Here is a 22,116-nt window from a genome sequence, read left to right as displayed (position 1 = left end):
GGCGGCCGAGCAAGGGCGGCCCAAGACCGGCTTTAGGCAGTCCGCCCAGGGTTCTCGATATCCCGCTATCGATGGAGGAGTTGGTGCTGTGCGCGTCCTGATCGTGTCCTGGCCCTGGAGGACTCACTTCCAGCCGATGGTCCCGTTGGGCTGGGCACTGCAGGCCGCGGGGCACGAGGTGCGTGTCTCGAGCAGCCCGGACCTGACCGAGTCCCTGACCGCGTCGGGCCTGATGGCGGTTCCGGTCGGGCCCCCCGATGTCCTGAAGAAGATGTACGAGCAGTTCACCGAGGAACAGGTGGAGCTCGTGCGGACCCTGGAGCAGCTCGGATCGAGGGACGACTTCTTCTTCGATTTCGCCTTGAACACCGAGGAGGCGCTGACCTGGGACCGGCTGCGCCTGAGAACGCGGTATTTCACGGAGATCCTCAAGGGCGTGAACGACGCGATGGTCGAGGAGTTGGTCGACTACTGCCGCTGGTGGAAGCCGGACCTGGTGGTATGGGAGTGGATGAGCCACGCGGGGCCGATCGTGGCCCGCGCGACAGGCGCGGCCAGCGCGCGCATTCGCTCCGAGATCGATGTCGACGCCTGGTCCCGGCGCGCCTTCCTCCAGCTCCGCGAACAGCAGGCACCCGAGGAGCGAGAGGACGCACTGGCGGATTGGCTGGGGCGTTGGGCGGAGAAGTTCGGGAAGTCGTACTCCGAGGAGATGGTGACCGGACACTTCACCATCGAGCACATGCTGGGTTCCATGCGGCTGGAATCGGATGTGCCGCACATACCCCTGCGCTATGTCTCCTACCACGGGCCCGCCGTCGTGACCCAATGGGCCCGCCGCCCCCCGCAGAAGCCGCGCGTTCTGGCCACCTTCGGGATCAGCCAGAACAAGGGAAGGGAATACCAGGCCGTTTCCGTCAGGCAGTTACAGCAGATACTCGACTCCCTGGCCGATCTGGATATCGAACTGGTGGTGACGGCACCGGAAAAAGTCCGGAGAAATCTGAAGCGGGTTCCCTCCAATGCGATGCTGACGGAGTTCGTCCCCTTGCACGCGGTGGTCCCCACGTGCTCAGCTGTGATCCATCACGGCGGGATTCCCGCATTCATGGAGTCGATCGCCAACGGCGTTCCGCAGTTGATGGTCGGCCGGGTTGTCGGTGACATCGACCTGCGTGCCCCGCTGTTGGAGGAGGCCCAGGGAGGCCTCTACATATCAAGGCCGCACTTGTCCGGGGAGCGGGTCCGCGAGTGCCTGGTGCGGCTGCTGGAGGAGCCGGCGTTCCGGGAGGGCGCCGACAGGCTGCGCAGGGAACAGGCCACGCAGCCGACACCCAGCGAACTGGTCCCCGAACTGGAAAAGCTCTCGGCCCGCTATCGCTCCCGCTGAGCCCGTCTCGTCCTGCTCTTGGCACCCAAGGAGGAACCTCACCATGCTGTCAGATCGAATGGCGGAGCTGCGGGACATGGCAGCGGACATCTTCACCGTGGAACCCGAAGAAGTGGAGCGGGCCGCCAGCTTCACCGAAGACCTGGGCGCCGACTCGCTGCTGGCTGTCGAGCTGCTGAGCCGGATCGAGCAGCGGTACGACGTCATGATCGACGCGAGCGACCTGGAGAAGATGACCGATCTCCATTCCACGTACAAGGTCGTGGCCGACGCGGCGGGATGGTAGTCGCAGTGCACCGAGTGGTCATCACCGGCCTCGGGCCGGTGTCGAGCATCGGGATCGGAGCGGACGGTTTCTGCCATGCCGTGCGGGCGGGGAAGAGCGGGATCTCGCGGATCTCCTCGTTCGACGTGTCGGGGTTCGAGCACCAGATGGCAGGTGAGGTGGCGGACTTCGACGCCGGGAAACTGATCACCCGGCTGAACGTCGCCGACTGGGGACGGGCCTCGCTCTTCGCCGCGGCCGCTGCCCGCCTGGCGGCGGACGACGCCGGCATCCAGGACTTCGGCGATGACGCCGCCGTCCTCATGGGAACGACGTCGGGCGAGATTCCGAACGTCGTGGCGATGACCGAGTCCTGGTACCTGAACGGTCCGGCGACCCCTGACGGCACGCTCGCCGCGCAACTGCCCGCCGGCCGCCTGGCCCTGGCGGCCGCTCAGGAGGTCGGTGCCACGGGCGAGACGATGACGTTCTCGGCCGCGTGCGCGGCGGCCAACTGCGCCATCGGCTACGCGTACGACCTTGTCAGCTCCGGAGAGGTCCCCGTCGCCGTGGCCGGTGGCGCCGACGCGGTGAGCCGGTTCACCCATGCCGCGTTCAACCGGCTGGGCGCCCTCGCGAAGGACACCTGCCGGCCCTTCGACCGGGAACGGGACGGCATGCTGACGGCGGAGGGCGGTGCGGCGCTGGTCCTGGAGACCCTGAACGGCGCGATCGAACGGGGTGCCCGTATCTATGCCGAGGTGCTGGGATATGCGGTCAGCTGCGATGCCTACCATCCCTCGGCGCCGGAGCCGAAGAGCATCGCGCGGACCATGGACAGCGCGCTGCGGCGCTCCGGTGTGACGCCGGACGAGGTCGACTACATCTGCGCGCACGGTACGGGCACTCGGCTCAACGACCGGGTGGAGGCACAGGCCATCCGCAGTGTGTACGGCGAGACGACGCCACCGGTCAGCTCCCTCAAGTCCATGCTGGGGCACACCATGGGGGCGGCCAGTGGCTTCGGCAGCATCGCCTGCGCACTGGCAATGAGCAGGGGCTTCATCCCGCCCACCATCAACCATCGCCACTCGGATCCGGAACTGGACGGCATCGATCCCGTTGCCGGCACCGCCCGGGAGGCGACCGTTCGCGTGGCCCAGAACAACGCCTTCGGTTTCGGCGGCAACAACGCCATCGTCCTCTTCGGGAGTGCTCCATGCACATCGTGATCTCGGGCCGGGGGACCATCTGGCCGGATCCCGTCCCCCAGGCGCACACTCCGCCGTCCGGACCGGCCTTCACCGTCGGCTCCTTCGACGGTGAGGCAGTGCTCGGCCGCAGAACCGCTCAATACAACCACCGCAGTGCCCAGTTGGCCATGGTCGCCTGCGGCAGGGCGCTCGATGACGCGGGCCTGCGGGTGACCGACGAGAACCGTGATCGCATCGGCGTCACGCTGGGCACGGCAGCGGGCAGCGTCACCGGCATGGTCGAGTTCGGCATGGACACCTTCTCCCAGCCGCGTCCGCATATGGTGGCCGCCGCCAAGTCCTCCCACTGCGTGCTCAGTTCGCCGGCGGGAGCAGCGGCCATCGTCTATGGCCTCCGGGGCGCCAACGCGACGGTCACCGCCGGGCCGGCGACCGGCCTTGCCGTGCTGCGCCATGCCGTGGTCATGCTGAGGGCCGGGCACACCGACGCGGTGCTCGCCGCCGCCTCGGAGGAATTCACCGGACCGACTTCATGGCTCGCCCGGGCGGCCCGCGGCCAGCAGGTCCAGGGCGAGGGCGCGGCCGCTTTCGTGCTGGAGGGCAGGGACTCGGCCCGGGCCGCCGGCCGGAAGGCGCTCGCGGCGGTCGCCGCCGTGGGCGTGCGGGCGGTTGCCGGCTTCTCCGCCGGGCAGTTCACCGACTCGCTCGCCCGAGCGCTGGGACGGGCGGGCGTGTCCGCGCCGGAGGTGTCGGCGGTGGCCTTCCGTCACACGGGTGTCCACGAGGTGGACGAGGCTCAGCGCAGCGGACTTGTCCAAGCCCTGCCCGAGGCGAGGCAAGTCAGCGATGAGGAGCGGATCGGGGACTGCTACAGCGCCCACGCGCTGCTTCAGCTCGCGGGGCTCCTGGACGAGGCGACGCTGCCTGCCGTCATCGTCGCGGCGGATCCTGACGGCCTGCTGTCGGTCGCCGTACTGAAGGGCGTCCCGGAGTGAGCCGCACATCGTATGGACGGCACTCGGCGGGGAGACACTGTGGAACTTCATGACCCCACGGCGGACAACCTCTGCCAGTACCTCCTGGCTCCCGCCGCCCGTACACCGGACAAGGCCGCCGTGGTGGAACCCGACGAGACCGGGACGCTCACCGAGGTCTCGTACCGGCAACTCAGCGCGCTCGTGGAGGAGTACACCCGAGCCCTGGAGCCGCTCGGCCTCGATGTCGGCGACCGGGTCGTTGTGGAAGCACACAGCTGCGCGGCGGCGGTGGCGCTGCTGCTCGCCTGCGCCAAGCTGGGTCTGCCGTTCGTCCCGGTCAGTCCGCAGACTCCCGACAACCGCCTCCTGGCGATTCTGAAGTCGGTCGAGCCGGCACTCCACGTCCGGGCGGACGGCCTGGACCGGCGTGACCTGCCGTGGGCCGGTGGCACCGCGCGCTTCGGGCGAAGCGGGTTGACGACGGAACAGCCGCCGGCGCGCCGGACGCGGCGACGCCGGCGGGTACTCGCCGTCGACACGGCCTACATCATCTTCACATCCGGGTCGACCGGGCGTCCCAAGGGCGTGGTGATGAGCCATCGGGCGATCGTCACGTTCCTGCGCGCAGTGATCGCTGACGGACTGGTGAGCGACACCGACCGGGTCGCCAGCACCTCTCCGCTCCCGTTCGATTTCGCGCTCTTCGGGATCGGCATCGCTCTCGGGAGCGGTGCGACCCTGGTGCCGGTGGGACGCGAGTACCTCGACTCGCCCCGGCGCATGGTCAACTTCCTTCGTGACGCCGACGTCACCCAGGTCCATGGCGTGCCCTCGCTGTGGCGTCCGGTCCTGCGCCACGATCCGGAGCTGCTGAAGCGGCTGGACAAGGTGCGCTCGGTGGTCTTCGCCGGCGAGGGCTTCCCCCTTGCCGAACTGCGTCGGCTCCAGGAGATGCTGGCCGGCACCCGCCTGGTCAACGGCTACGGCGCGACCGAGTCGATGGCCGCCTCGTTCACCGACGTGCCCGACCCGCTGCCCGCGCGACAGCAGACGCTGTCGATCGGGCGCGCCCACCGTGGAGCCGAGATGACTCTGGTGGACACGGCCGGACGTGTGGTGACGCAGCCAGGGGTGGTCGCAGAGATCCATCTGCGCAGCCCCGCACTGTTCAGCGGCTACTGGGACGACCCTGGGGCCACCGCCCAGGTGCTGGTTCCCGACCCGCTGGACCCGCGGCACGGGCAGGCGGTGCTCCGCACCGGCGATCTGGCCTACCTGGACGAGAAAGACGAACTGTACTTCGTCGGCCGCGCCGACTCCCAGGTGCAGATCCGCGGCCACAGGGTCGAACTGGGCGAAGTGGAGGGCGTTCTGGCCCGGCTGCCTGCCGTGACGTCGGCTGCCGCCACCCTCGTGCCGCGCGGCGGCGACCACGTACTGATGGCAGGCATCGTGCTGGACGACACAACGGCGCCGTTCGACGAGGACGCAGCGCTCGCCTTCTGCGCCCAGGAGCTGTCGGCCTATATGACGCCGCGCCGGATTCGGCCCCTGGCCGATCTTCCCCTGACCGAGAACGGCAAGGTCGACCGGGTGCTGCTCGCACGCCTTGTGACCACCGCTGTGCCCTACGGGCCCACTGACATCGATCCGACACTGAGGAGCCCTGTATGACGTACACCCTGTCCCTGGACCGCCGCGTACGGCTGGCGGACATCGAGTCGATCGCCGCCGCACAGGGCCCCGGGCTGGCCCTGGACGGTGCCGTGCGCGAGCGAGTCGACGCCTCCCGGCGCACGCTGGAAAAGTTCGTGGCGGACGGCCGGATCATCTACGGCGTCACCACCAGCATGGGGGGTTTCGTCGACTGGCTCGTACCCGTTTCCATGGCACGCCAGCTGCAGGAGAACCTGCTCAACGCGGTGGCGACCAACGTGGGCGAACGCCTGGACGACGTCACCGTCCGCGCGATCATGGTGTCCCGCATCGCATCGCTCTCCCGTGGCAACTCGGCCATTTCCCTGGCCAACCTGGACAAGTTCATCGCGGTGGTGAACGCGGGAATCGTGCCCTGCGTACCGCAGAAGGGCTCCCTGGGCACCAGCGGCGACCTCGGCCCGCTCGCCGCCATCGCGCTGGTCTGCATAGGCCAGTGGAAGGCGCGGCTGGGCGGCGAGGTCCTGCCGGGCGCCGAGGCGCTGCGCCGGGCAGGCATCGCTCCGATGGAGCTGAGCTTCAAGGAGGGCCTCGCCCTCATCAACGGCACCTCGGGGATGGTCGGCCTGGGCTCGCTCAATGTGCAGCAGGCCCGTCGGCTCCTGCAGTCGTACCTGCTCATCTCGGCGCTCTCCGTGGAAGCGCTGGGGGGCAAGACCAAGCCGTTCGACCCACGGGTGCACGCACTCAAGCCGCACCGCGGACAGCGGGAGGTCGCGGACTACCTGTGGCAGACGCTGGGCGACTCCCAGCTCGCGGTCGACGAACTCGACATCGAGCAGCTCCTCGCGGACGAGATCGCAGACACCGCGAAGGCCGGGTCCCAGTCGATCGAGGACGCCTACTCCATACGGTGCACACCCCAGATCCTGGGACCGGTCCTGGACAGCCTGGGCACGATCGAGCAGACCGTCGAGGACGAGCTGAACTCCTCCAACGACAATCCGCTCGTCAACCCCGATGAGGCGGAGGTCTTCCACAACGGGCACTTCCACGGACAGTACGTGTCCATGGCGATGGACCACCTGGTGATCGCCATGACGACCCTGATGAACCTCTCCAACCGCCGCGTCGACCGGTATTTGGACAAGAGCAACAGCAACGGACTGCCGCCCTTCTTGTGCCGGGAGGATCCGGGCCTGCGGCTGGGTCTGATGGGCGGGCAGTTCATGACCGCCTCGCTGACCGCGGAGACCCGGGCGATGGCGATGCCCATGTCCATCCAGTCCCTGACCACCACCGCGGACTTCCAGGACATCGTCTCGTTCGGTTTCGTCGCGGCACGCCGTGCCCGGGAGGTGCTGGACAACGTGGCCCACGTGGTGGCGTTCGAGCTCCTGTGCGCCTGCCAGGCGGTCGACATCCGCGGTACCGAGGGCCTGTCCTCGGCCACCCGCGTCCTGTACGAACGGACCCGGGAGCTGATCCCGTACCTCGACCACGACATCACGACCACCGAGTACGTGGAGGAGCTCGCCCAACGGCTGCTGACGCACCCGGGTCTGGGCTGAGGACCACCGTGCCCGCCCCCGCGCCGAAAGCGACCATGTCCGCTCTGCCCGCGACTTGGACATGGAGCGAGCGGACACCCGACGGCACACAGGCCGTCCTGCGGCTTCCGGTGGATCTCGGCGCCCATCACATGGCCGGCCACTACCCCGGCTACCCGATTCTGCCGGGAGTGGTCGTCGTGGACTGGGTGCAGCAGGCCGTCGACAGCCTCCACGGCAGCGGCCTGCAACTGCGCCGCCTCGACCGAGCACGCTTCGTCCGGCCCCTCTTCCCGGGAGACGTACTGGAACTCACCATCCGGGTGCGCCCCCGCGAACCGGACGGTGAGGGGATCTTCGCCCATGCCCGGATAGTGCGCTCGGATCGCCGGCTGGCCGTCGAACTCGACGCCACCTTCGGACCGGTGGGGACCCATGCTTGACCATGCGCAGGTGCGCGGCCTACTGCGGCAGCGTCCTCCGATGATTCTGCTCGACACCGTCGGGGAGTTCTCGCCCGCCTCGCTCGTCGCCACGAAGGCGATCACCGGCTCCGAAGGCTGTTACCGGGACCTCGCGGAGGACACGCCCCTCGCGGGCTTCGCGTACCCGCAGGCGCTCATGGTGGAGTCGTTCGGTCAGGCCTGTTCGCTTCTCTGGACGTTGGCCGGTCTCGGTCCGCCGGACCGCATCCCCTTGCTGGTCTCAGTGAGCGACCTGGCGTTCCGCTCGTCGCCCTTCCCGGGGGACGTCCTGGAACATGAGGTCCGACTCGTGCACAGTTCCAGCACCGCTTGCGAGTTCACGGGCCGGTCCCACGTGAAGGGCAACAGCGTGCTCGATGTCGGCTCCCTGCTGGTTGCTTCGCTGCCCGGCCCCTCCCCCGCGTGAGACCGCGCCCCGCACCCCCTGACCAACCCCGACCGAAGGACGGAACATGCAGGAACTCGACCACCCGGCCGTACGCATCCGATCGATCGTCGCCGACATTCTGGACCTGAGTTTGAACGAGATCGACGACGACCAGGACTTCATCGACTCCTACCGGGCGGATTCCCTCAACCTGATCGAGATCGTCGCCCAGCTCGAGAAGTACTACCAGGTGGAGCTGCCCCTGGACGAGCTGCAACGCGCACGCTCCGTCAACGCCCTTCGGGACCTGCTCGTCAGGCTCCTGGACGGAACCCGGGTCCCGGATTCGGCGGGTTAGCGGCCGACGGGCCGCCGTGCGGCTCTCCGGTGGGCCTCCACCCGTCGCTCGGGTAGAGGCAGCCGCTCACAGTGCCACGCCGCCGTCGATGCGGAACACCTGGCCCGTGACATATCCGGCCTGGGGCGAGAGCAGGTAGGAGACCATCCCGGCCACCTCCTCGGGTGTGCCGAAGCGGCGCAGCGGTATGCGGTCGAGGACAGCGCTCTTGGACACCGCGGCGACCATGTCGGTGTCGATGAAGCCGGGGGCCACGGCATTGGCGCGCACACCGAGCCGCGCGAACTCCTTCGCCATCGCCTGGGTGAGCGCGATGATCCCGGCCTTGGACGCGGAGTAGTTGGCCTGCCCGGCGTTGCCGACCACTCCCGCGGCCGACGACAGCGTGACGATCGCCCCGGCTCCACGCCGGGCCATCGGGCGGGCCACCGCGCGCAGCAGGTTGGCGGTGCCGTCGAGGTTGGTCCGCAGCACCGTGTCCCACTCGTCGTCGGACATCAGCATGAGCGGTCGGTCCCGGGTGATCCCGGCGGATGCCACGGCCGCTGCGATGGGCCCGAACCCGTCCTCGGTATCGGCGACGAAGCCGCGAACCCCGTCGCGGTCGGCGACGTCGACGCGCCGGACCAGCACCCGCCGCCCGGCATCACGGACCTCCTTGGCCGTCACTTCGGCTGCGGCCGCGTCGGAGTGGTAGCACAACGCAACGTCGAACCCGTCGCGCGCCAGCCGTATCGCGATCGCCCGCCCTATCCCCCGTGACCCGCCGGTCACCAGGGCCACCGGGCCGGCTTCCGCGGCCGCGCCGGCCTCGCTCGAATCATGGGACATGCCCGCTCCTATCCAAGGAAGAAGGAACGAGCGTCGCCTGCTTTCCTATACGGCGCCTAGCGGAGGACTTAAGAGGGCGTTGCGTCTGTGGCGCCGCCTATGCTGATCGTATGACGGAGGTCGAGGGCGCGCTGCGAGCAATCAGTGACCTGCACATCTCCTACGGCGAAACCCGTTCCATCGCGCCCGAGTTGAAGCCCGAATCCCCCGACGACCGGCTGATCGTCGCCGGTGACGTGGGCGAGTTGATGACCGACATCGAAGGGGCCCTCGCCCTGCTGCGGGAGCGGTTCGCGCGGGTGATCCGGGTGCCCGGCAATCACGAACTGTAGACCGTCAAGCAGGAGTTGAGTCCGCTGCGCGGCGTGCGGCGCTACGAGGCGCTGGTGGAGATGTGCCGCCGTCTCGACGTGCTCACGCCCGAGGACCCCTACCCCGGCCGGCAGGATTGGTGCGCGGCACGCGTCGAGGCGACCGAGCGGCGGCTGGCCGAGGTCACCGGGCCCGGGCAGCCGCCGCTAGTCCTGGTCCACCACTGGCCGCTCGTGCGGCACCCCACCGAGGTGATGACTCATCAGGAGTTCGTGCAGTGGTGCGGCACCGTGCGCACCGCCGACTGGCACACCCGCTTCGATGTACGGGCCGTCGTCTACGGGCATCTGCACATCCCGCGCAGCACCGTCTACGACGGCGTACGGGCCGTCCGGACCTTCACTCACCGGCTCGACATCACCCTGCCCCCACAGGAAGAGGCCGTCCTCGCCCGGGCCGTACCCAAGCGGCGCGCCGAATTCCCCCGCACACACACGACGCCCTCACCGCCCTGCCCGCAGCCGGCCCCGCCTGATCTCGCCTGCCTGCGCAGACGTTGGGCCGCCGAGGGCGATCACGTGGTCACGGCTGTCGTGGCGGAGACGGACTACCGAGGAGCCGGCCCCCGTCGCGCCAGGTAGCGAAGGATCGCCGCCCCGGCCGCCCCGGCCAGAAGGCCGCCCGCCACCCCTACGAGGACGTTCACCCAGGGATCGCGGATGGGCTTGTACGTGGTCCTGCCTTCTTTGATCTCGATGAAGCCGAGCGGCCTTGCTTCGCCCCCGCCGACCAGGCCGTCCTCACCGGCCTTCTGGCCGGCGTTGCCGCCGAAGCCGAACCCGATGCGCGCCAGGGGGATCACGGTGACGCCCTGGCTCACGATGGGCTCGCCGAACACGATGGCGCCCGGGGACCGGCCGCCGAGCTTGCCGGCCAGCTTTTCCAGCAGAACGGTGAAGGCATGGTCGGCCGTCGTCGCTCCCGGCGGCGCGTTCTCGGGGGCGGTCATCGGGGGCCGCCCTCAGCCGGGTGTTCGGCCGGGCTCAGAAGGTCGACGGTGACCGGGGAGTAAATTCGAATCTCGACACAGGCGAAGCAGTCCACTGCGGTGAGGATACACGCGGCTGCAGTCAGGGCGGGGGCGTCAACCGGGCATGTTCGCGGTGATCGCCTTTCCGGCGCGAGAGGGCGCGTAACCCCACCAGAACTCCCAGCAGTTGAGGTCGAAGAGACCCACGGCGAAGGAGGCCTCTCGATCGAGGGCTTCACGCTCGCCAGTTCGACACGGACGCCAGGATCTGGTGGGCCTCCAGCACCCAGCCCGGTCATCTCGACCCGACTGCACAGTGGACTCCCAGGAGCGACAACACGACAGGCCACCACTTCCACAGAGTCGCCGAACCTGTGCCTGACCAACTGAACCCTGCCCTCAAGCTCGGAACGACAACAGCCACTTGAGCATGGTCACTACTGTGGAATGTCACCCTCCCAGTAGGAAAGCAGGCACTCGACGGGACCCCGGGCCTCTCTCCTGAGGGACGAACGTGTCTTGTCAGCAGGACACCCAGCGCAAAATACGCCACAGTAGTGCCGCCGCCCCACGGGAGGCACGTTCTGCCTGCTGACACAGCATCAGCCTTCCCTGCCCCCACGGCTCGTGCCACCCGCCGTGCTGCGGCGGGCCTGCAGGCTCCTCTTCCTCTGGAGATTCCACATGAACCGTGACCTGCTGATGTCCAGCGCTGCCCATTTCCGCATCGACTATGAGATCAACCCCTACATGGACATGAGCTGCCAGCCCGACGTCAAGGCAGCCTTGGTCGAGCACGAGGCGCTCTCCGCCGCGCACCGAGCGGCCGGACGCACCGTCCGCGTCATGGAGTCAGCTCCCGAGTGCCCGGATATGGTCTACACCGCCAACGGCGCGTTTGTTTGCGACCAGCGCGCGTTACTGGGCGCCCCGCCGGCCGCGCGCCAGGAGGAGATCCCCTACTTCCGCTCCGCACTCAAGGAGAGCGGGTTCGACGTCTTCGACGCGCCGTACCCCTTCAGCGGCCAGGGTGACGCGCTGGCCTGCGGCCGGTTCCTGCTCGCCGGGTACGGGCGCCGCACCGACCGGCGCATACACGCCTTCATCGCCGAGCTGTTCGGCCACGAGATGGTACCGCTGCAGACCGCGAGTGATCAGTGGTACGACCTGGACCTGGCCGTCGCGGTCATCGACGGGCGCACCCTCGCCTACCACCCGCAGGCGCTGGCGGCCCCGAGCCGCGGCCGGCTGCGCGACCTGGGCCTGGACCTCATCGAGGTCGGTGCGCAGGAGGCCCGCGCGTTCGCCCTCAACCTCATCAGCGACGGCACGACGGTCACCATGACCGTGGGCGCCCCCAGGCTCGCTGCCACCCTGCGCGAACGCGGCCTGACCGTAGCCGAACTGGACACCACCCAACTCCGCAAAGGCGGTGGCGGCATACGCTGCACCGCCCTCACCCTCGACAACCCGGCCCCGGCCGACGCGTCCCCCTTCCCGCTGTCGTAGCCCTTGAGCGTCACCGCTCCGGCGTGGTTCGCTTCACCCGGCGTGAGGCGGCAGACCCCCGCCACCCCACCGACTGCCCCGGCTGGCCCCCGTCCAGCCGGGGCTTCACGTATGTACATCTGGCTGCCCTCACACCTGAGGGGCTTTCACACCTTCACGATGGGTGGTTGGGTTAGGGCGTGTCCGGGTGATCCCATTGACAGGGTGCATGCGCATCCGCCCGGCCGGGCGAGGCGCCGAGTAGCGGGGACAGGATTTGAACCTGCGACCTCTGGGTTATGAGCCCAGCGAGCTACCGAGCTGCTCCACCCCGCGTCGGTGAAGCCCACGGTATGCCATCCCGCGCGCTCCGCAGACCACCTCCGGCCAGGGGCTATGCAGCGAAGCCGACGTTGGTGCAGTACTCGTACGCTCCGTACTGGGACCCAAGATCAGGCAGGACGTCGTCGGTCCAGGCGGCGTCCAGGCCCTGGTGGTCACCGGCTGCCCACGCGCCGACGATCCGGTCCCAGCGGCGCACGTTCATGTGCCGGAGGGAACGTCGCGCTGCAGCGGCCGGGCGACGCCGGACTGGTTGAGGGGGTGGATCTCCACCCTGGTGCAGCCGTTCGCGTTGAGGCGCGCCATGAGACCGCGTTTCTCGGTGATGGGGGTGGCGATGCCGCCGGCGAGGTCGTCGAGCTTTTGCCCGACCAGTTCGCTTCCCCTGACGCCGCTCGCGCCGAACCTTCCGAAGTCGCTGTTGCGCTCCGGCATTTACCGCTTCTCCCCCATCGTGTCGGTGCCTGCGGTGTAGAGGTCTTTGACCTTGACCTCGGTAACCCCGCGGCCTTCGGGGAAGACACGGCGCCAGTCGCCGATGACGTGGAGTTCGTCGGTGCCCATCGCTCGGACGACGGCGAGTCCTTCGTCGTGGGCTTTGAGCGCCTTCATCCAGAGGTTGGCGAAGGCCTGGGAGCGGATGATGTGCATCCAGTCCGGCCGGTACAGCTCCCGGTTGTAGTTCGACTCCCCCATGGTGGAGACGAACTTCGAGTACATCGCCTTCACGTACTCCAGGGTGACCGCGTCGCCGTCGGCGATGGCGGTGTCGCGGGCGTCCTTGAGCGCGATGCGGAACTTCTCCAGCAGGTTCTCCGTCGCCCCCGATGTGTAGGACTCGTGGACTTCCGGCGCCTCGCACAGCCCGTACTTCGAGCCCGACAGGCGCAGCAGCAGGCGCAGGGTGGGCTCGGTGACCCACAGGGGGCCGGGCTCGTCGCGCTCGCCGATCGGGTTGGGCAAGTAGGCGTCGTGCTCCCAGGCGGGTGGGGTGATGAGGTGGATGCCGGCGCGGCGGCGGTCGTGGCCGGTGTTGGTGGAGTGTTCGAGCTGGCCGATCGGCAGATGGGTTTTGAGGGCGGAGAGGTAGGCGCCGTTGATGTCTAGGGCGGTGACCTGGTGGTGGCCGGGCGGGAGTTGGGGCCGGGTCCATTTGGGGCGGGCTTCCCAGATCTGGTCCGGGCCGCGGGAGGTCTGCTTTTTGAGGACGTCTGGGATCCAGGGGTGGGCGATGACGTCGTAGCGGGCGCCTTTGCGGGTCTCGTCCAGCAGGGCCATCGCGTCCGGGACCGCCTTCTTCACCAAGGCTGCGGTCGCTGCTTCCACGTCGCCGTGATGCTGCGCGAGGGTGCTCTGGACGGCGCGGGTGATCAGGCCGACCGGATTGTCGGAGGGCTGGAATGCACGTCGGGTCGGCGTCTTGGTGCGCCCGGCCGGGCCAGGGTGCTGCGCGCCGGATGGGGCGGCGGAGTGGCGGGGTGTGGAGGGGGGCTGCGGTTCGGCGGCTGGTGTGGCGGCAGCCGGTGCAGCGAGAGCCGATGCGGCGGGGGCGGTGGGCGGGGCGGGGTTTTGGCAGTGGGCGGAATCCAGGTGCTGGGGGAAGCCGGCCACGCGCTGCCGGGCCGGCTGGCCACACAACACACACGGCTCCGGCAGGGCCAAGGCTTCGACGTCGTCCTCGTCCCCTGCCGGGCCTGAGGTGGCGGCTGCGCCGGCCGGTTCTGACGTTGTCTCCGGTGCCGGCACCGGAGCGGTCTGCTGGGCTGCGGTCGGGGCGGTCTCTTGAGTCCAGGGGGCGGCGCCGGGCGATTCTTCGGCGGCTTTGGCGGCCAGGCCCTGCAGGAGGTAGGCGTAGCGGGTGCGGACCTCGCCCGCGGGATCCCGGCTGTTTTCCCAGGCGGCGATTGTGGACGGGCTCACCCCGAGCGCCTGAGCAATCTGTGTCTTCGACAGGCGGGCTTGTTCTCGCAGTTCCCGTCGTGCTGCATGTGGGGGCAACGTGGCTTGGGGGGTCACGGAGGCGAGGAGCGAGTCGATCGCATCGAAGTCACTCATGCGCCGGTGTCCTTGCGCTTGCCCCGGCGGCGCTCGGCGAGGGCCGGGGTGACAGTCTCTTTCACGCGCTGTTCGCCCCAGCCGGTCAGCTGTGCCGCACGGCCGATCCGGCCGTGCACCGGGCGGCCCGTGACCGGATCCCGGGCCAAAAAGACACGCAACGCTGCGGTCACCCGCGCTTCGGCGGCCCGCAACACGGCCACCGCCTCAGCCAGTTCACGCTCATCATCCACATCCGACACAACCGAATCATCCCAGATATGGACACAAACATCAATTCTTTGACCATCCCTCATTCATTGACCATCCCTCATTCATTGACATGAGAGAATCGGGCTACCGGAACTACCCACCCCTGCCCCTGACCGCTCTCTCTGTTGCGCCTCGCGCCGGCCAGCCACGCCAGTGCTCCGCGCATACCGAAGCCCCCATTCGCAGCCCCTCAACGGGACAGCGGCAGATCCTCCCCAAGGAGACGGCGGGGAGTCTGCCACCCCCGCAGGGAAGGCCGGAGCCCGCCGTGCTCGTAGCGGACGTTTCGATCGGTTGGACCAGGTGGCCGAGCTCCACCGCGTAGGCGACCGGGGGGTGTGGCATACCAAGCCGGGCCCTCCGGATGCTCCCTCTTCGCCGTGAACGGTGAAGGCAGTCGGGCGTTGGACGTGCGTGGGGCAGCCCAGACCGACGGTGAGGCGGTTCGCGGCCGCGGCGAACGCCAGGTTGACGTCGATGCCGACGGCATAGGGCTTCATGCATTCCGCGTCCGTCAGCGGCCGGCACCAGTCGAAGGACTCCTCCACCAGCATCTGGTCAGGGGTGCGCTGGTGGTGGCGCGCGAACTTGCCCTTCGACACCGGGTGCCCGTCGGGAACCTCGCACTCCACCGGCTCGTACACGGCCGGCAGCGCGCCGGGCGCCGGTGCACTGCGCCACTCCCCCGTGCGCTCGTCCTTCACCGCCATCGTCGTCGGGTGCAATGGTCGCTTCGGGCGCTTCGGGCGCCGACCGTGGTTCGAGAGCGCGGGCAGGCCCGTCGGCATGTACGCGTTGCGGCGCGGGGTCACACCGTTCAAAGTCCATGCACATGCACCGCTGGTACAGGGGCACTTGGGCAAGGACAGATCCCCGATCGGGGTCGGCGGGACGTTCATTGCCGGGCCGGGGAACCCATGTGGTCCATAATGGAGGGATGTTGCATCTTTTATACCGGTTGAAGCGATCGATATACCCCGGTGCCCGGCCTGGCGCGGTGGTCCAACTGCTCAACCGCTACTGGAGATGGAAATACAGTTCCGCGCGCGGGCGCAGGGGCGGTGTCACGCTGTGCGTGCGGGGACGGTCGAGCGCCAGGACGATCTCTTTCCCCGTGATGATGGTGGACTTCGAGGGCAAGCGGTACGTGGTTTCGATGCTGGGAGCCGACGCCAACTGGGTCCGCAATGTCCGTGCCGCGAGCGGGAAGGCTGTGATCAGGCGCGGCCGGGACTTCGATGTCCGGCTGCAGGAGCTTCCGGTGGAGAGCCGCGCCCCCATCATGAAGCAGTACCTGCAGGTGGCTCCTGGTGCGCGGCCACATGTACCGGTGGACCCCGACGCACCGCTCGACGACTTCGAGCACATCGCCGCGGATTACCCGGTGTTCGAGGTCAGTGGTCTACCCGCCGGGTAGGCACGGTGGCGGCAGCGTGGGGCCCCCTCGGGTCGGCTCATCGGTCGTCGGGCGGCGGCGGGCGCCTCAGGACGGCGAGCTGCGCCAGCACGATTCCGGCGAGCATCATGGCGGATCCGGCCAGTTGTTCCGGTGACAGCACCTCGCCGAGCACGATGTAGGCGAGTACGGCTCCGGCCACCACCTCCAGGGTCAGCATGAGGCTGGCCGAGGTCGGCGGGAGCCGGCGCTGGGCGGCGGCGCCGAGCGCCAGGCCGCCGGCCATGCCGATCACTCCCACCCAGATCACCAGCGCCCAGACCGGGACGGTCCAGTCGTTGAGCGCAGCATCTCGCCCCAGCGCGTCGAGCGGGAACGGTTCGAAGAGGGTGACCAGCGTGAGGGTGACGGCACCCACGGTGGCCCCCCAGGCTGACATGACCAGCGGCTCGTAGCTGCGCAGGCCTCGCTCGGCGAGCAGGAAGCGGCTTGCCAGAGTCAGCGCGGCCAGGAGTGCCAGCCCCAGGCCGGGCCCGTCCAGACCGCCCCCGGACCACACTTTCCCGGTGAGGGACAAGCCGATGAGGGTGAGGCAGATCCCCGCCCACACCAGGCCGGAGATCTGTTTGCGCTGGACGAGCCGCACCCAGAGTGCGACCAGCAGCGGGGACAGGTACTCCACCAGCAGGGCCACGCCCACCGGGAGCCGTACCAGGGCCATGGTGAACGCGACCTGGTTCAGGGCGAGGCTGATGGCGCCGTAAAGGAGGACCAGCCACATGTCGCGCGCTCGCACGCGCAGTTGTCCGCGGTGGAGGGTCGCGGCGACGAGCAGCAGCAGCGCGGCTCCCACGATCGCTCGGGCCTGAATGATCTGAACGGCCGTGAGCCCGGTCGTCCCCAGGGCCTTCAGCGCCGGCGCCGCGCCGCCCATCGCGACGGCGGCTGCGACCGCCAGGCCGAGCCCGGGCAGCAGCCGGCCGCTCCTGCCGCGGCCAGGAGCGGGCGAGCGATGCGGCGCTTCGCCACCGTGCGGTTTCAGCATCGCCACCGTGTGGTTGCTCCCTTGTCTTCGTGGGTGCGTCATACGTTCTTCTGGACGGGGCTACCGGGTCAGCCGCGCACGTGACGGCACGACGTGGTCACGAACGAGTCGTCCAACTCCTCGACCGTGGTGATTCCCAGCTGCAGGAGGGCGTCGCTGAATTCGGCGTGCAGGAGGTCCACTACGCGTTCCACTCCCTGCTGACCGCCGAGGCCGAGCCCCCAGAGGTAGGGTCTGCCGATGCACACCGCCCGGGCTCCGAGCGCGATCGCCTTGGCGAGGTCGATGCCGGAGCGGATCCCGCCGTCGAGGATCACCGGGTGAGTTCGCGGGACGGCCGCGACGATCGAGCGCAGGGCGAACAGGGCCGGCAGGACACCATCCAGCTGACGGCCGCCGTGGTTGGAGACGATGGTCGCGTCGGCACCCAGATCGACGCAGCGCCGGGCGTCGGCCGGCCGGAGCACGCCTTTGACGAGGATCGGCAGGGAGGTCCGGGCGCGAATGCGCTTGAGATCGTCCCAGGTGACAGGGATCTTTTCGTGCCGACCGCCGCGTGGTGGATCGCCCTGCAGGATTCCCAGGGTTCGCAGGGTTCCGTAGTCGACGCCGGGGGGCAGCCGGTAGCCCGCCCGCACCGTGGTCAGCCGCCGCGCCGGGAATGATGCGTCAACCGTGACGACCAGGGCCGAGGCGCCGCAGTTCTCGGCGTACTCGACCGTGGCGTCGACGTCCGTGCGAGAGCGGTAGGGGAACAGCTGGAACCAGGTACGGCCAGGCGCTGCTTCCGCGATCTGGGAGTAGGCGAAGTGCGAGTCGGTGCTGACGATCGACAGCAGGCCGCGCTGGGCCGCCGCTCGTCCGGTGGCCAGTTCGGCGTCCGGATGCACCAGCCGCTGCGGGCTCGTGGGCGCGAGCATGAGCGGGAAGCTGAGCTCATGGCCCAGCACCGTGGCCGATGTGTCGAGTTCCGCGGGGCCGTCGTGCAGCCCCCGCGGGCACAGCCATACGTCGTCGAACGCTGCCGTGTTGGTGGCGACCACACCGTCCGATCCCGCTCCGCCTGCCACGTACTGGGCGACAGGCCGGTCCGCGTGAGCCATCCAGCGCTGCTCGAAGTCGGCGAGCGACAGGAGTGCGTCGAGGTCGGGCACGTGCTTCTCCTGTTGCCTCACCAGATGCCTTCGATGGCCGGGATCGGCGGGACGACGCGCGAGCCGTCCATCATCTGCAGCACGGAGTGCGGGATCGACTTGATCGAGTAGAACCGCCGAAGCCATCGGTCCTGTCCGTCGTAGCGGGGCTCGAACGCCGAACGCCCGTGTGCCGCGACGTTGTTGTCCAGGAGGGCGCAGTCGCCCGGCTGGAGGATCACGTCGTGGCAGACGTCTTCGAGCGCCTCGGCAAGAGCGCGAAGTGCGGCACGGCCCGCCTTGTTCAGTGAGGTGGTGTTGTGGGAGTTGAAGCGCATGAACGGCTTGTCGGTGCTGCCGAACAGGACCGGGTGGGGGCCCGAGGGAGCGGGTTCCACGGTGGCCTCCCTGGTGAAGGAGCCCGGGTAGTTGCTGTAGAACTGGCACTGCCGCAGGGATTCCACCGTCTCGGGCTTGAGCAGGTCCATCGCTTCGCGGCAGGAGGCGATGCGGGTCGACGCGATGCCGTCGTGGTCCTGCCGGAGACAGATCAGGCCGATGAAATCCGGGCGCAGCGAGTGGTGGACGTTCTCGATGTGAAAGTCGAACGCCACGGATCCGGAGCCCTCGATCCGTGTCTCCTCGCCGGGCAGCGGCTGCACGTTGTGGACCAGGTCGCCGCTTTTCTCGTCGGCGTAGCCGATCATCGTGCCGAGCGTTTCGGCGATGAGCATGCCCAGGCCGGCCGTGCCGTGACCCGGTAGGGTCGCCGGTTCGCCGTCGGCGTGTGTGGGCGGGAGCGGGCCGAGTTCCAGGCCGCGCAGGAGCATGAAACCCCTCTCGCCCGAGTCCCGGCCGAAGTCCTGTATCGCTTCCTTCACGCGTATGGGCAGGGCGTCCTCGCCGACGGCCTCGGGGCCGTGGTGGACGACCTCCTCGGCCTGCTGCCACAGGACGGAGCGTTCTCGGTCGGTCAGTTCGAAAAGCGGCGCAGTCATCAGACCCCTCGAATTCCCCTGCTCTGACGGCAGGTGATCAACAACTGGTGGCTCCTGGTGACACGCCGCGTGCGGTGAAGGGCGGCGTGATGGCTGACCAACGCATCAAAAACCGACCGTGTGGTTTTGTCAAGGCGAGAAAACTGCACAGGACATCGCCCAACTGCGGCATCTCCACGGGGCAAACCACCAGTAAGCATGCATATCTCCCCCATGGGGCAGGCGAGCAATAAACCGACTGTCCGGTTGTCTTTTCGGGTTGGCCTGGCTACCTTCATCGGGTCGGCGCAGCGCCACAGGGGTGCAACCACACGGAGGGACGACCCATGGCACGCTTATCGCCCGTTCTCAAGCCAGCGACTCCGGTCACCGTCAGTCACGCAAAAGGGCTGGACGTGTACGGAGACGACGGGCAGCGATATCTGGACTTCACTGCCGGGATCGGGGTCACCAGCACCGGCCACTGTCACCCGTGGGTGGTCGACGCGATCGCCTACCAGGCCAGTCGACTGATCCACGGCCAGTACGTGACCGTGCGACACCGGCCCCTGCTCGACCTGTGTGACCGTTTGGGGCAGGTACTTCCGGCTGAGCTGCAGTCCCTGTTCTTCGCCAACTCCGGCAGTGAGGCGATGGAGTCGGCGCTGCGCCTGGCCCGGCAGGCCACAAGGCGCCCGAACGTCATCGTGTTCCACGGCGGCTTCCACGGCCGGACCGTCGGCGCCGCGTCGATGACCACCTCAAGCCCGCGATTCCGCACGGGGCACGCCCCTCTGATGGCCGGGGTGCACATCGCACCGTTCCCCTCCGCGTACCGGTACGGCTGGAGCGAGGACGAGGCCACCCGGTTCGCCCTGCAGGAACTCGACTTCCTCCTGGCGACCGTGACCGCCCCCGAGGACACCGCGGCTCTCATCGTGGAACCGGTATTGGGCGAGGGTGGATTCATCCCTGCCACCGCCGCTTTCATGCAAGGACTACGGGAGAGGGCCGACCGCCACGGGTTCCTCCTGGTGGTGGATGAGGTCCAGACCGGGTTCGGGCGGACGGGGCGGTTCTGGGGCCATCAGCACTTCGGCGTCGAGCCCGACATCCTGGTGGCCGCCAAGGGGATGACCAGCGGACTGCCGCTGTCGGTGATGGCCACGTCGGAACGGCTGATGAGCGCCGCCCCCGCGGGCTCACAAGGCGGAACCTACGGCGGCAACGCGGTGGCCTGCGCTGCGGCGCTGGCCACGCTCGACGTCATCGCGGACGAAGAACTCGTGGCGAACGCGTCTCTCCAGGGCCTCCGGCTCGCCGAGGGACTGATGGAGATCGCCGAGGAGCACGAGGTCGTGGGTGACATTCGCGGGCTCGGCCTCATGCTCGGCTGGGAGTTCTCGTCACCGGACGGCCGGCCGGACCCCGAGAAGGCGCTCCGTGTCCAGCAAGAGGCCATCGCCCAGGGGCTGCTGGTGCAGATCGGCGGACCACTGAGAAACGTACTGAGGCTGCTCCCCGCTCTGATCGTGGAGGAAGCCCAGGTTGACCAGGCAGTGAGTGCGCTGTCCCGGGCCCTTGCCTCGGCCACCGGGCTCTCGCGCACCGGCATGACGAAGGAGCGAGCATGACGGGGAAGTCCCCCAGCCCCATGAAGATGCGGGCGGTTCCCGGGGCGCGGCTGGCCCACTTGCCTCAGGTACAGCGGCTGGACCCTGCCGTCCGCCGGGACATCGAGGTGGTGAGCGCGGTCCTGCCGTTCAAGGTCAACAACTACGTGCTCGACGAACTCATCGACTGGGACAGGGCTCCCGACGATCCGATCTACCGGCTGACCTTCCCCGACCGCGACATGCTGCCCGAGCCGGCATACCAGGAGGTCGCCGAACTGATCGACCGCAAGGCGCCCCGCGCGGAACTGCGCAGCGCCGTCAACAGGGCTCGGCTGCAGCTCAACCCCCACCCCGGGGAGCAGCTGCAGGCGAACGTCCCCGAGGACGAGACGGGCTCGCTCGTCGGTCTGCAGCACAAGTACCGGGAGACGGTGCTGGTGTTCCCCGGACAGGGCCAGACCTGCCACGCGTACTGCGGATACTGCTTCCGCTGGGCCCAGTTCATCGGCGTCGCGGAACTGAAGCAGGCCGTGTCCGGGCCGGAGCAAGCTCTCCAGTATCTTGCGGCCCACCCCGAGGTCTCGGATGTGCTGTTCACCGGCGGGGACCCGATGATCATGTCTACGGACCGGCTCCGGTCCTACCTCTCCCCGCTGCTGGAACCCCGTTTCGCACACATCCGCAACATCCGCATCGGGACGAAGGCACTGTCCTACTGGCCCTACCGCTTCACCACCGACGCCGATGCGACGGACCTGCTGCGCCTTCTGGAAGAGGCGACTGCGGCGGGTCGGCACGTGGCCGTGATGGCGCACTTCTCCCATGTCCGCGAGTTGGAGACGGATGCCTGCCGGCAGGCCATCCGGCGGATCAGGGATACCGGCGCCGTCATCCGTGCGCAGGCACCTCTGGTGCGCCATGTGAATGACGACCCGGCCGTGTGGGCCCAGATGTGGCGGACGATGACCCGACTCGGTGTGGCGCCGTACTACATGTTCGTGGAGCGGGACACCGGAGCCAGCCAGTACTTCGAGTTGCCGCTGGACCGAGCCGTGTCCATCTACCGCGACGCGATCTCATCGGTCTCCGGGCTGGAGCGCACGGCGCGCGGGCCGGTCATGTCCGCCTCGCCCGGCAAGGTGGCAGTCGACGGCATCGCCCGCATCGCCGGCCAGGACGTGTTCTGCTGCCGCTTTCTGCAGGCGCGCGATCCGAACTGGGTCGGCCGGCCGTTCTTCGCCAAGCACGACGAGCACGCGGTGTGGTTCGACGACCTCAAGCCGGCGTTCGACGAACCGTGGTTCTGGCAGACGGAGCCATTTGGCCAGGACCGCTGAGAGCGGGAAGTGAGGGTGCGGGGCCAGACACGCCCCGCAC

Annotated in this window: 20 protein-coding genes, 1 tRNA gene and 2 pseudogenes; 14 read left to right on the top strand and 9 right to left on the bottom strand. The window is 68.7% G+C overall.

Going from position 1 to position 22,116, the window contains the following annotated elements:
• The first annotated feature begins 88 nt into the window (after nucleotides 1-88).
• The 9 genes from OG302_RS42290 to OG302_RS42250 are packed head-to-tail and all read left to right on the top strand — an operon-like array spanning nucleotide 89 to nucleotide 8,262.
• Nucleotides 89-1,390 (top strand): activator-dependent family glycosyltransferase, encoded by a 1,302-nt coding sequence (locus OG302_RS42290; RefSeq protein WP_371524585.1) that lies wholly within the window; start codon nucleotides 89-91, stop codon nucleotides 1,388-1,390.
• A gap of 43 nt (nucleotides 1,391-1,433) precedes the next feature.
• Nucleotides 1,434-1,676: an acyl carrier protein gene (locus tag OG302_RS42285; protein WP_371524587.1), complete on the top strand. Its 243-nt coding sequence runs from the start codon at nucleotides 1,434-1,436 to the stop codon at nucleotides 1,674-1,676.
• 5 nt (nucleotides 1,677-1,681) lie between these two features.
• Complete coding sequence (locus OG302_RS42280; RefSeq protein ID WP_371524589.1) at nucleotides 1,682-2,887, top strand: beta-ketoacyl synthase; 1,206 nt, start codon at nucleotides 1,682-1,684, stop codon at nucleotides 2,885-2,887.
• Nucleotides 2,875-3,864, top strand: coding sequence for a beta-ketoacyl synthase N-terminal-like domain-containing protein (locus tag OG302_RS42275; protein ID WP_371524591.1), 990 nt, complete (start codon nucleotides 2,875-2,877; stop codon nucleotides 3,862-3,864). The genes OG302_RS42280 and OG302_RS42275 overlap by 13 nt, the downstream gene beginning before the upstream one ends.
• 39 nt (nucleotides 3,865-3,903) lie before the next feature.
• Complete coding sequence (locus OG302_RS42270) at nucleotides 3,904-5,520, top strand: AMP-binding protein (protein ID WP_371524594.1); 1,617 nt, start codon at nucleotides 3,904-3,906, stop codon at nucleotides 5,518-5,520.
• Nucleotides 5,517-7,073: a phenylalanine aminomutase (D-beta-phenylalanine forming) gene (locus OG302_RS42265; RefSeq protein ID WP_371524596.1), complete on the top strand. Its 1,557-nt coding sequence runs from the start codon at nucleotides 5,517-5,519 to the stop codon at nucleotides 7,071-7,073. Before OG302_RS42270 ends, OG302_RS42265 begins: the two co-directional genes overlap by 4 nt.
• Before the next feature lie 35 nt (nucleotides 7,074-7,108).
• Nucleotides 7,109-7,495: a hypothetical protein gene (locus tag OG302_RS42260; protein ID WP_371524598.1), complete on the top strand. Its 387-nt coding sequence runs from the start codon at nucleotides 7,109-7,111 to the stop codon at nucleotides 7,493-7,495.
• Nucleotides 7,496-7,535: 40 nt separating this feature from the next.
• Nucleotides 7,536-7,943, top strand: coding sequence for a 3-hydroxyacyl-ACP dehydratase FabZ family protein (locus OG302_RS42255; protein ID WP_371524602.1), 408 nt, complete (start codon nucleotides 7,536-7,538; stop codon nucleotides 7,941-7,943).
• A gap of 46 nt (nucleotides 7,944-7,989) precedes the next feature.
• A complete protein-coding gene (locus tag OG302_RS42250; RefSeq protein WP_371524603.1) occupies nucleotides 7,990-8,262 on the top strand; it encodes an acyl carrier protein in 273 nt (90 codons plus the stop codon).
• Nucleotides 8,263-8,328: 66 nt separating this feature from the next.
• On the opposite strand, the gene fabG is transcribed toward OG302_RS42250, so the two are convergent.
• On the bottom strand, nucleotides 8,329-9,093 hold the full coding sequence (fabG, locus tag OG302_RS42245) for a 3-oxoacyl-ACP reductase FabG (protein ID WP_371524605.1): 765 nt from the start codon (nucleotides 9,091-9,093) through the stop codon (nucleotides 8,329-8,331).
• Between the two features lie 110 nt (nucleotides 9,094-9,203).
• Here fabG and OG302_RS42240 point away from each other — a divergent pair.
• Nucleotides 9,204-9,791: pseudogene (locus OG302_RS42240) on the top strand (metallophosphoesterase); the annotation flags it as partial.
• A gap of 221 nt (nucleotides 9,792-10,012) precedes the next feature.
• On the opposite strand, the gene OG302_RS42235 reads toward OG302_RS42240, so the two are convergent.
• Nucleotides 10,013-10,414 carry a GerW family sporulation protein gene (locus tag OG302_RS42235; RefSeq protein ID WP_371524607.1) on the bottom strand — a complete coding sequence of 134 codons (402 nt, stop codon included), beginning with the start codon at nucleotides 10,412-10,414 and terminating at the stop codon, nucleotides 10,013-10,015.
• Nucleotides 10,415-11,119: 705 nt separating this feature from the next.
• Between OG302_RS42235 and OG302_RS42230 the strand changes: the two genes are divergently transcribed.
• Entirely contained in the window at nucleotides 11,120-11,944 is an 825-nt protein-coding gene (locus OG302_RS42230; RefSeq protein ID WP_371524609.1) for a dimethylarginine dimethylaminohydrolase family protein, read from the top strand.
• A gap of 241 nt (nucleotides 11,945-12,185) precedes the next feature.
• On the opposite strand, the gene OG302_RS42225 is transcribed toward OG302_RS42230, so the two are convergent.
• The 4 genes and pseudogenes from OG302_RS42225 to OG302_RS42210 form a co-directional block, all read right to left on the bottom strand.
• Nucleotides 12,186-12,259, bottom strand: a tRNA-Met gene (locus OG302_RS42225).
• 58 nt (nucleotides 12,260-12,317) lie between these two features.
• Nucleotides 12,318-12,700: pseudogene (locus OG302_RS42220) on the bottom strand (hypothetical protein).
• Nucleotides 12,701-14,320: a helix-turn-helix domain-containing protein gene (locus tag OG302_RS42215; RefSeq protein ID WP_371524611.1), complete on the bottom strand. Its 1,620-nt coding sequence runs from the start codon at nucleotides 14,318-14,320 to the stop codon at nucleotides 12,701-12,703. It abuts the pseudogene before it with no gap.
• Entirely contained in the window at nucleotides 14,317-14,616 is a 300-nt protein-coding gene (locus OG302_RS42210) for a hypothetical protein (protein WP_371524613.1), read from the bottom strand. The genes OG302_RS42215 and OG302_RS42210 overlap by 4 nt, the downstream gene beginning before the upstream one ends.
• A gap of 1,070 nt (nucleotides 14,617-15,686) precedes the next feature.
• Between OG302_RS42210 and OG302_RS42205 the strand changes: the two genes are divergently transcribed.
• Entirely contained in the window at nucleotides 15,687-15,989 is a 303-nt protein-coding gene (locus OG302_RS42205; RefSeq protein ID WP_371524615.1) for a hypothetical protein, read from the top strand.
• Nucleotides 15,990-16,026: 37 nt separating this feature from the next.
• Here the strand turns inward: OG302_RS42205 and OG302_RS42200 are convergent, their stop codons facing one another.
• From OG302_RS42200 to OG302_RS42190, 3 genes are all read right to left on the bottom strand, one after another.
• A complete protein-coding gene (locus OG302_RS42200; protein WP_371749981.1) occupies nucleotides 16,027-17,013 on the bottom strand; it encodes a DMT family transporter in 987 nt (328 codons plus the stop codon).
• A 68-nt stretch (nucleotides 17,014-17,081) separates the two neighbouring features.
• Nucleotides 17,082-18,167, bottom strand: coding sequence for an alpha-hydroxy acid oxidase (locus tag OG302_RS42195; RefSeq protein ID WP_371524617.1), 1,086 nt, complete (start codon nucleotides 18,165-18,167; stop codon nucleotides 17,082-17,084).
• Nucleotides 18,168-18,184: 17 nt separating this feature from the next.
• Entirely contained in the window at nucleotides 18,185-19,144 is a 960-nt protein-coding gene (locus OG302_RS42190; protein WP_371524619.1) for a TauD/TfdA family dioxygenase, read from the bottom strand.
• 326 nt (nucleotides 19,145-19,470) lie between these two features.
• On the opposite strand from OG302_RS42190, the gene OG302_RS42185 reads away from it, so the two are divergent.
• On the top strand, nucleotides 19,471-20,757 hold the full coding sequence (locus tag OG302_RS42185) for an aspartate aminotransferase family protein (RefSeq protein ID WP_371524621.1): 1,287 nt from the start codon (nucleotides 19,471-19,473) through the stop codon (nucleotides 20,755-20,757).
• Complete coding sequence (locus OG302_RS42180) at nucleotides 20,754-22,076, top strand: KamA family radical SAM protein (RefSeq protein ID WP_371524623.1); 1,323 nt, start codon at nucleotides 20,754-20,756, stop codon at nucleotides 22,074-22,076. The genes OG302_RS42185 and OG302_RS42180 overlap by 4 nt, the downstream gene beginning before the upstream one ends.
• Nucleotides 22,077-22,116 lie beyond the last annotated feature (40 nt).

Source organism: Streptomyces sp. NBC_01283 (assembly GCF_041435335.1).
Lineage (GTDB): Bacteria > Actinomycetota > Actinomycetes > Streptomycetales > Streptomycetaceae > Streptomyces.
Note: the sequence above shows the minus strand (reverse complement) of the source record. Positions and strands in the feature narration are given on the sequence as shown.

Coding starts and splice junctions, on each gene's coding strand:
- OG302_RS42210 (WP_371524613.1), bottom strand. CDS start 14,616: ATGAGGGATGGTCAAAGAATTGATGTTTGTGTCCATATCTGGGATGAT.
- OG302_RS42190 (WP_371524619.1), bottom strand. CDS start 19,144: ATGACTGCGCCGCTTTTCGAACTGACCGACCGAGAACGCTCCGTCCTG.
- OG302_RS42255 (WP_371524602.1), top strand. CDS start 7,536: ATGATTCTGCTCGACACCGTCGGGGAGTTCTCGCCCGCCTCGCTCGTC.
- OG302_RS42215 (WP_371524611.1), bottom strand. CDS start 14,320: ATGAGTGACTTCGATGCGATCGACTCGCTCCTCGCCTCCGTGACCCCC.
- OG302_RS42285 (WP_371524587.1), top strand. CDS start 1,434: ATGCTGTCAGATCGAATGGCGGAGCTGCGGGACATGGCAGCGGACATC.
- OG302_RS42275 (WP_371524591.1), top strand. CDS start 2,875: ATGCACATCGTGATCTCGGGCCGGGGGACCATCTGGCCGGATCCCGTC.
- OG302_RS42250 (WP_371524603.1), top strand. CDS start 7,990: ATGCAGGAACTCGACCACCCGGCCGTACGCATCCGATCGATCGTCGCC.
- OG302_RS42180 (WP_371524623.1), top strand. CDS start 20,754: ATGACGGGGAAGTCCCCCAGCCCCATGAAGATGCGGGCGGTTCCCGGG.
- OG302_RS42260 (WP_371524598.1), top strand. CDS start 7,109: ATGTCCGCTCTGCCCGCGACTTGGACATGGAGCGAGCGGACACCCGAC.
- fabG (WP_371524605.1), bottom strand. CDS start 9,093: ATGTCCCATGATTCGAGCGAGGCCGGCGCGGCCGCGGAAGCCGGCCCG.
- OG302_RS42235 (WP_371524607.1), bottom strand. CDS start 10,414: ATGACCGCCCCCGAGAACGCGCCGCCGGGAGCGACGACGGCCGACCAT.
- OG302_RS42200 (WP_371749981.1), bottom strand. CDS start 17,013: ATGCTGAAACCGCACGGTGGCGAAGCGCCGCATCGCTCGCCCGCTCCT.
- OG302_RS42230 (WP_371524609.1), top strand. CDS start 11,120: ATGAACCGTGACCTGCTGATGTCCAGCGCTGCCCATTTCCGCATCGAC.
- OG302_RS42185 (WP_371524621.1), top strand. CDS start 19,471: ATGGCACGCTTATCGCCCGTTCTCAAGCCAGCGACTCCGGTCACCGTC.
- OG302_RS42265 (WP_371524596.1), top strand. CDS start 5,517: ATGACGTACACCCTGTCCCTGGACCGCCGCGTACGGCTGGCGGACATC.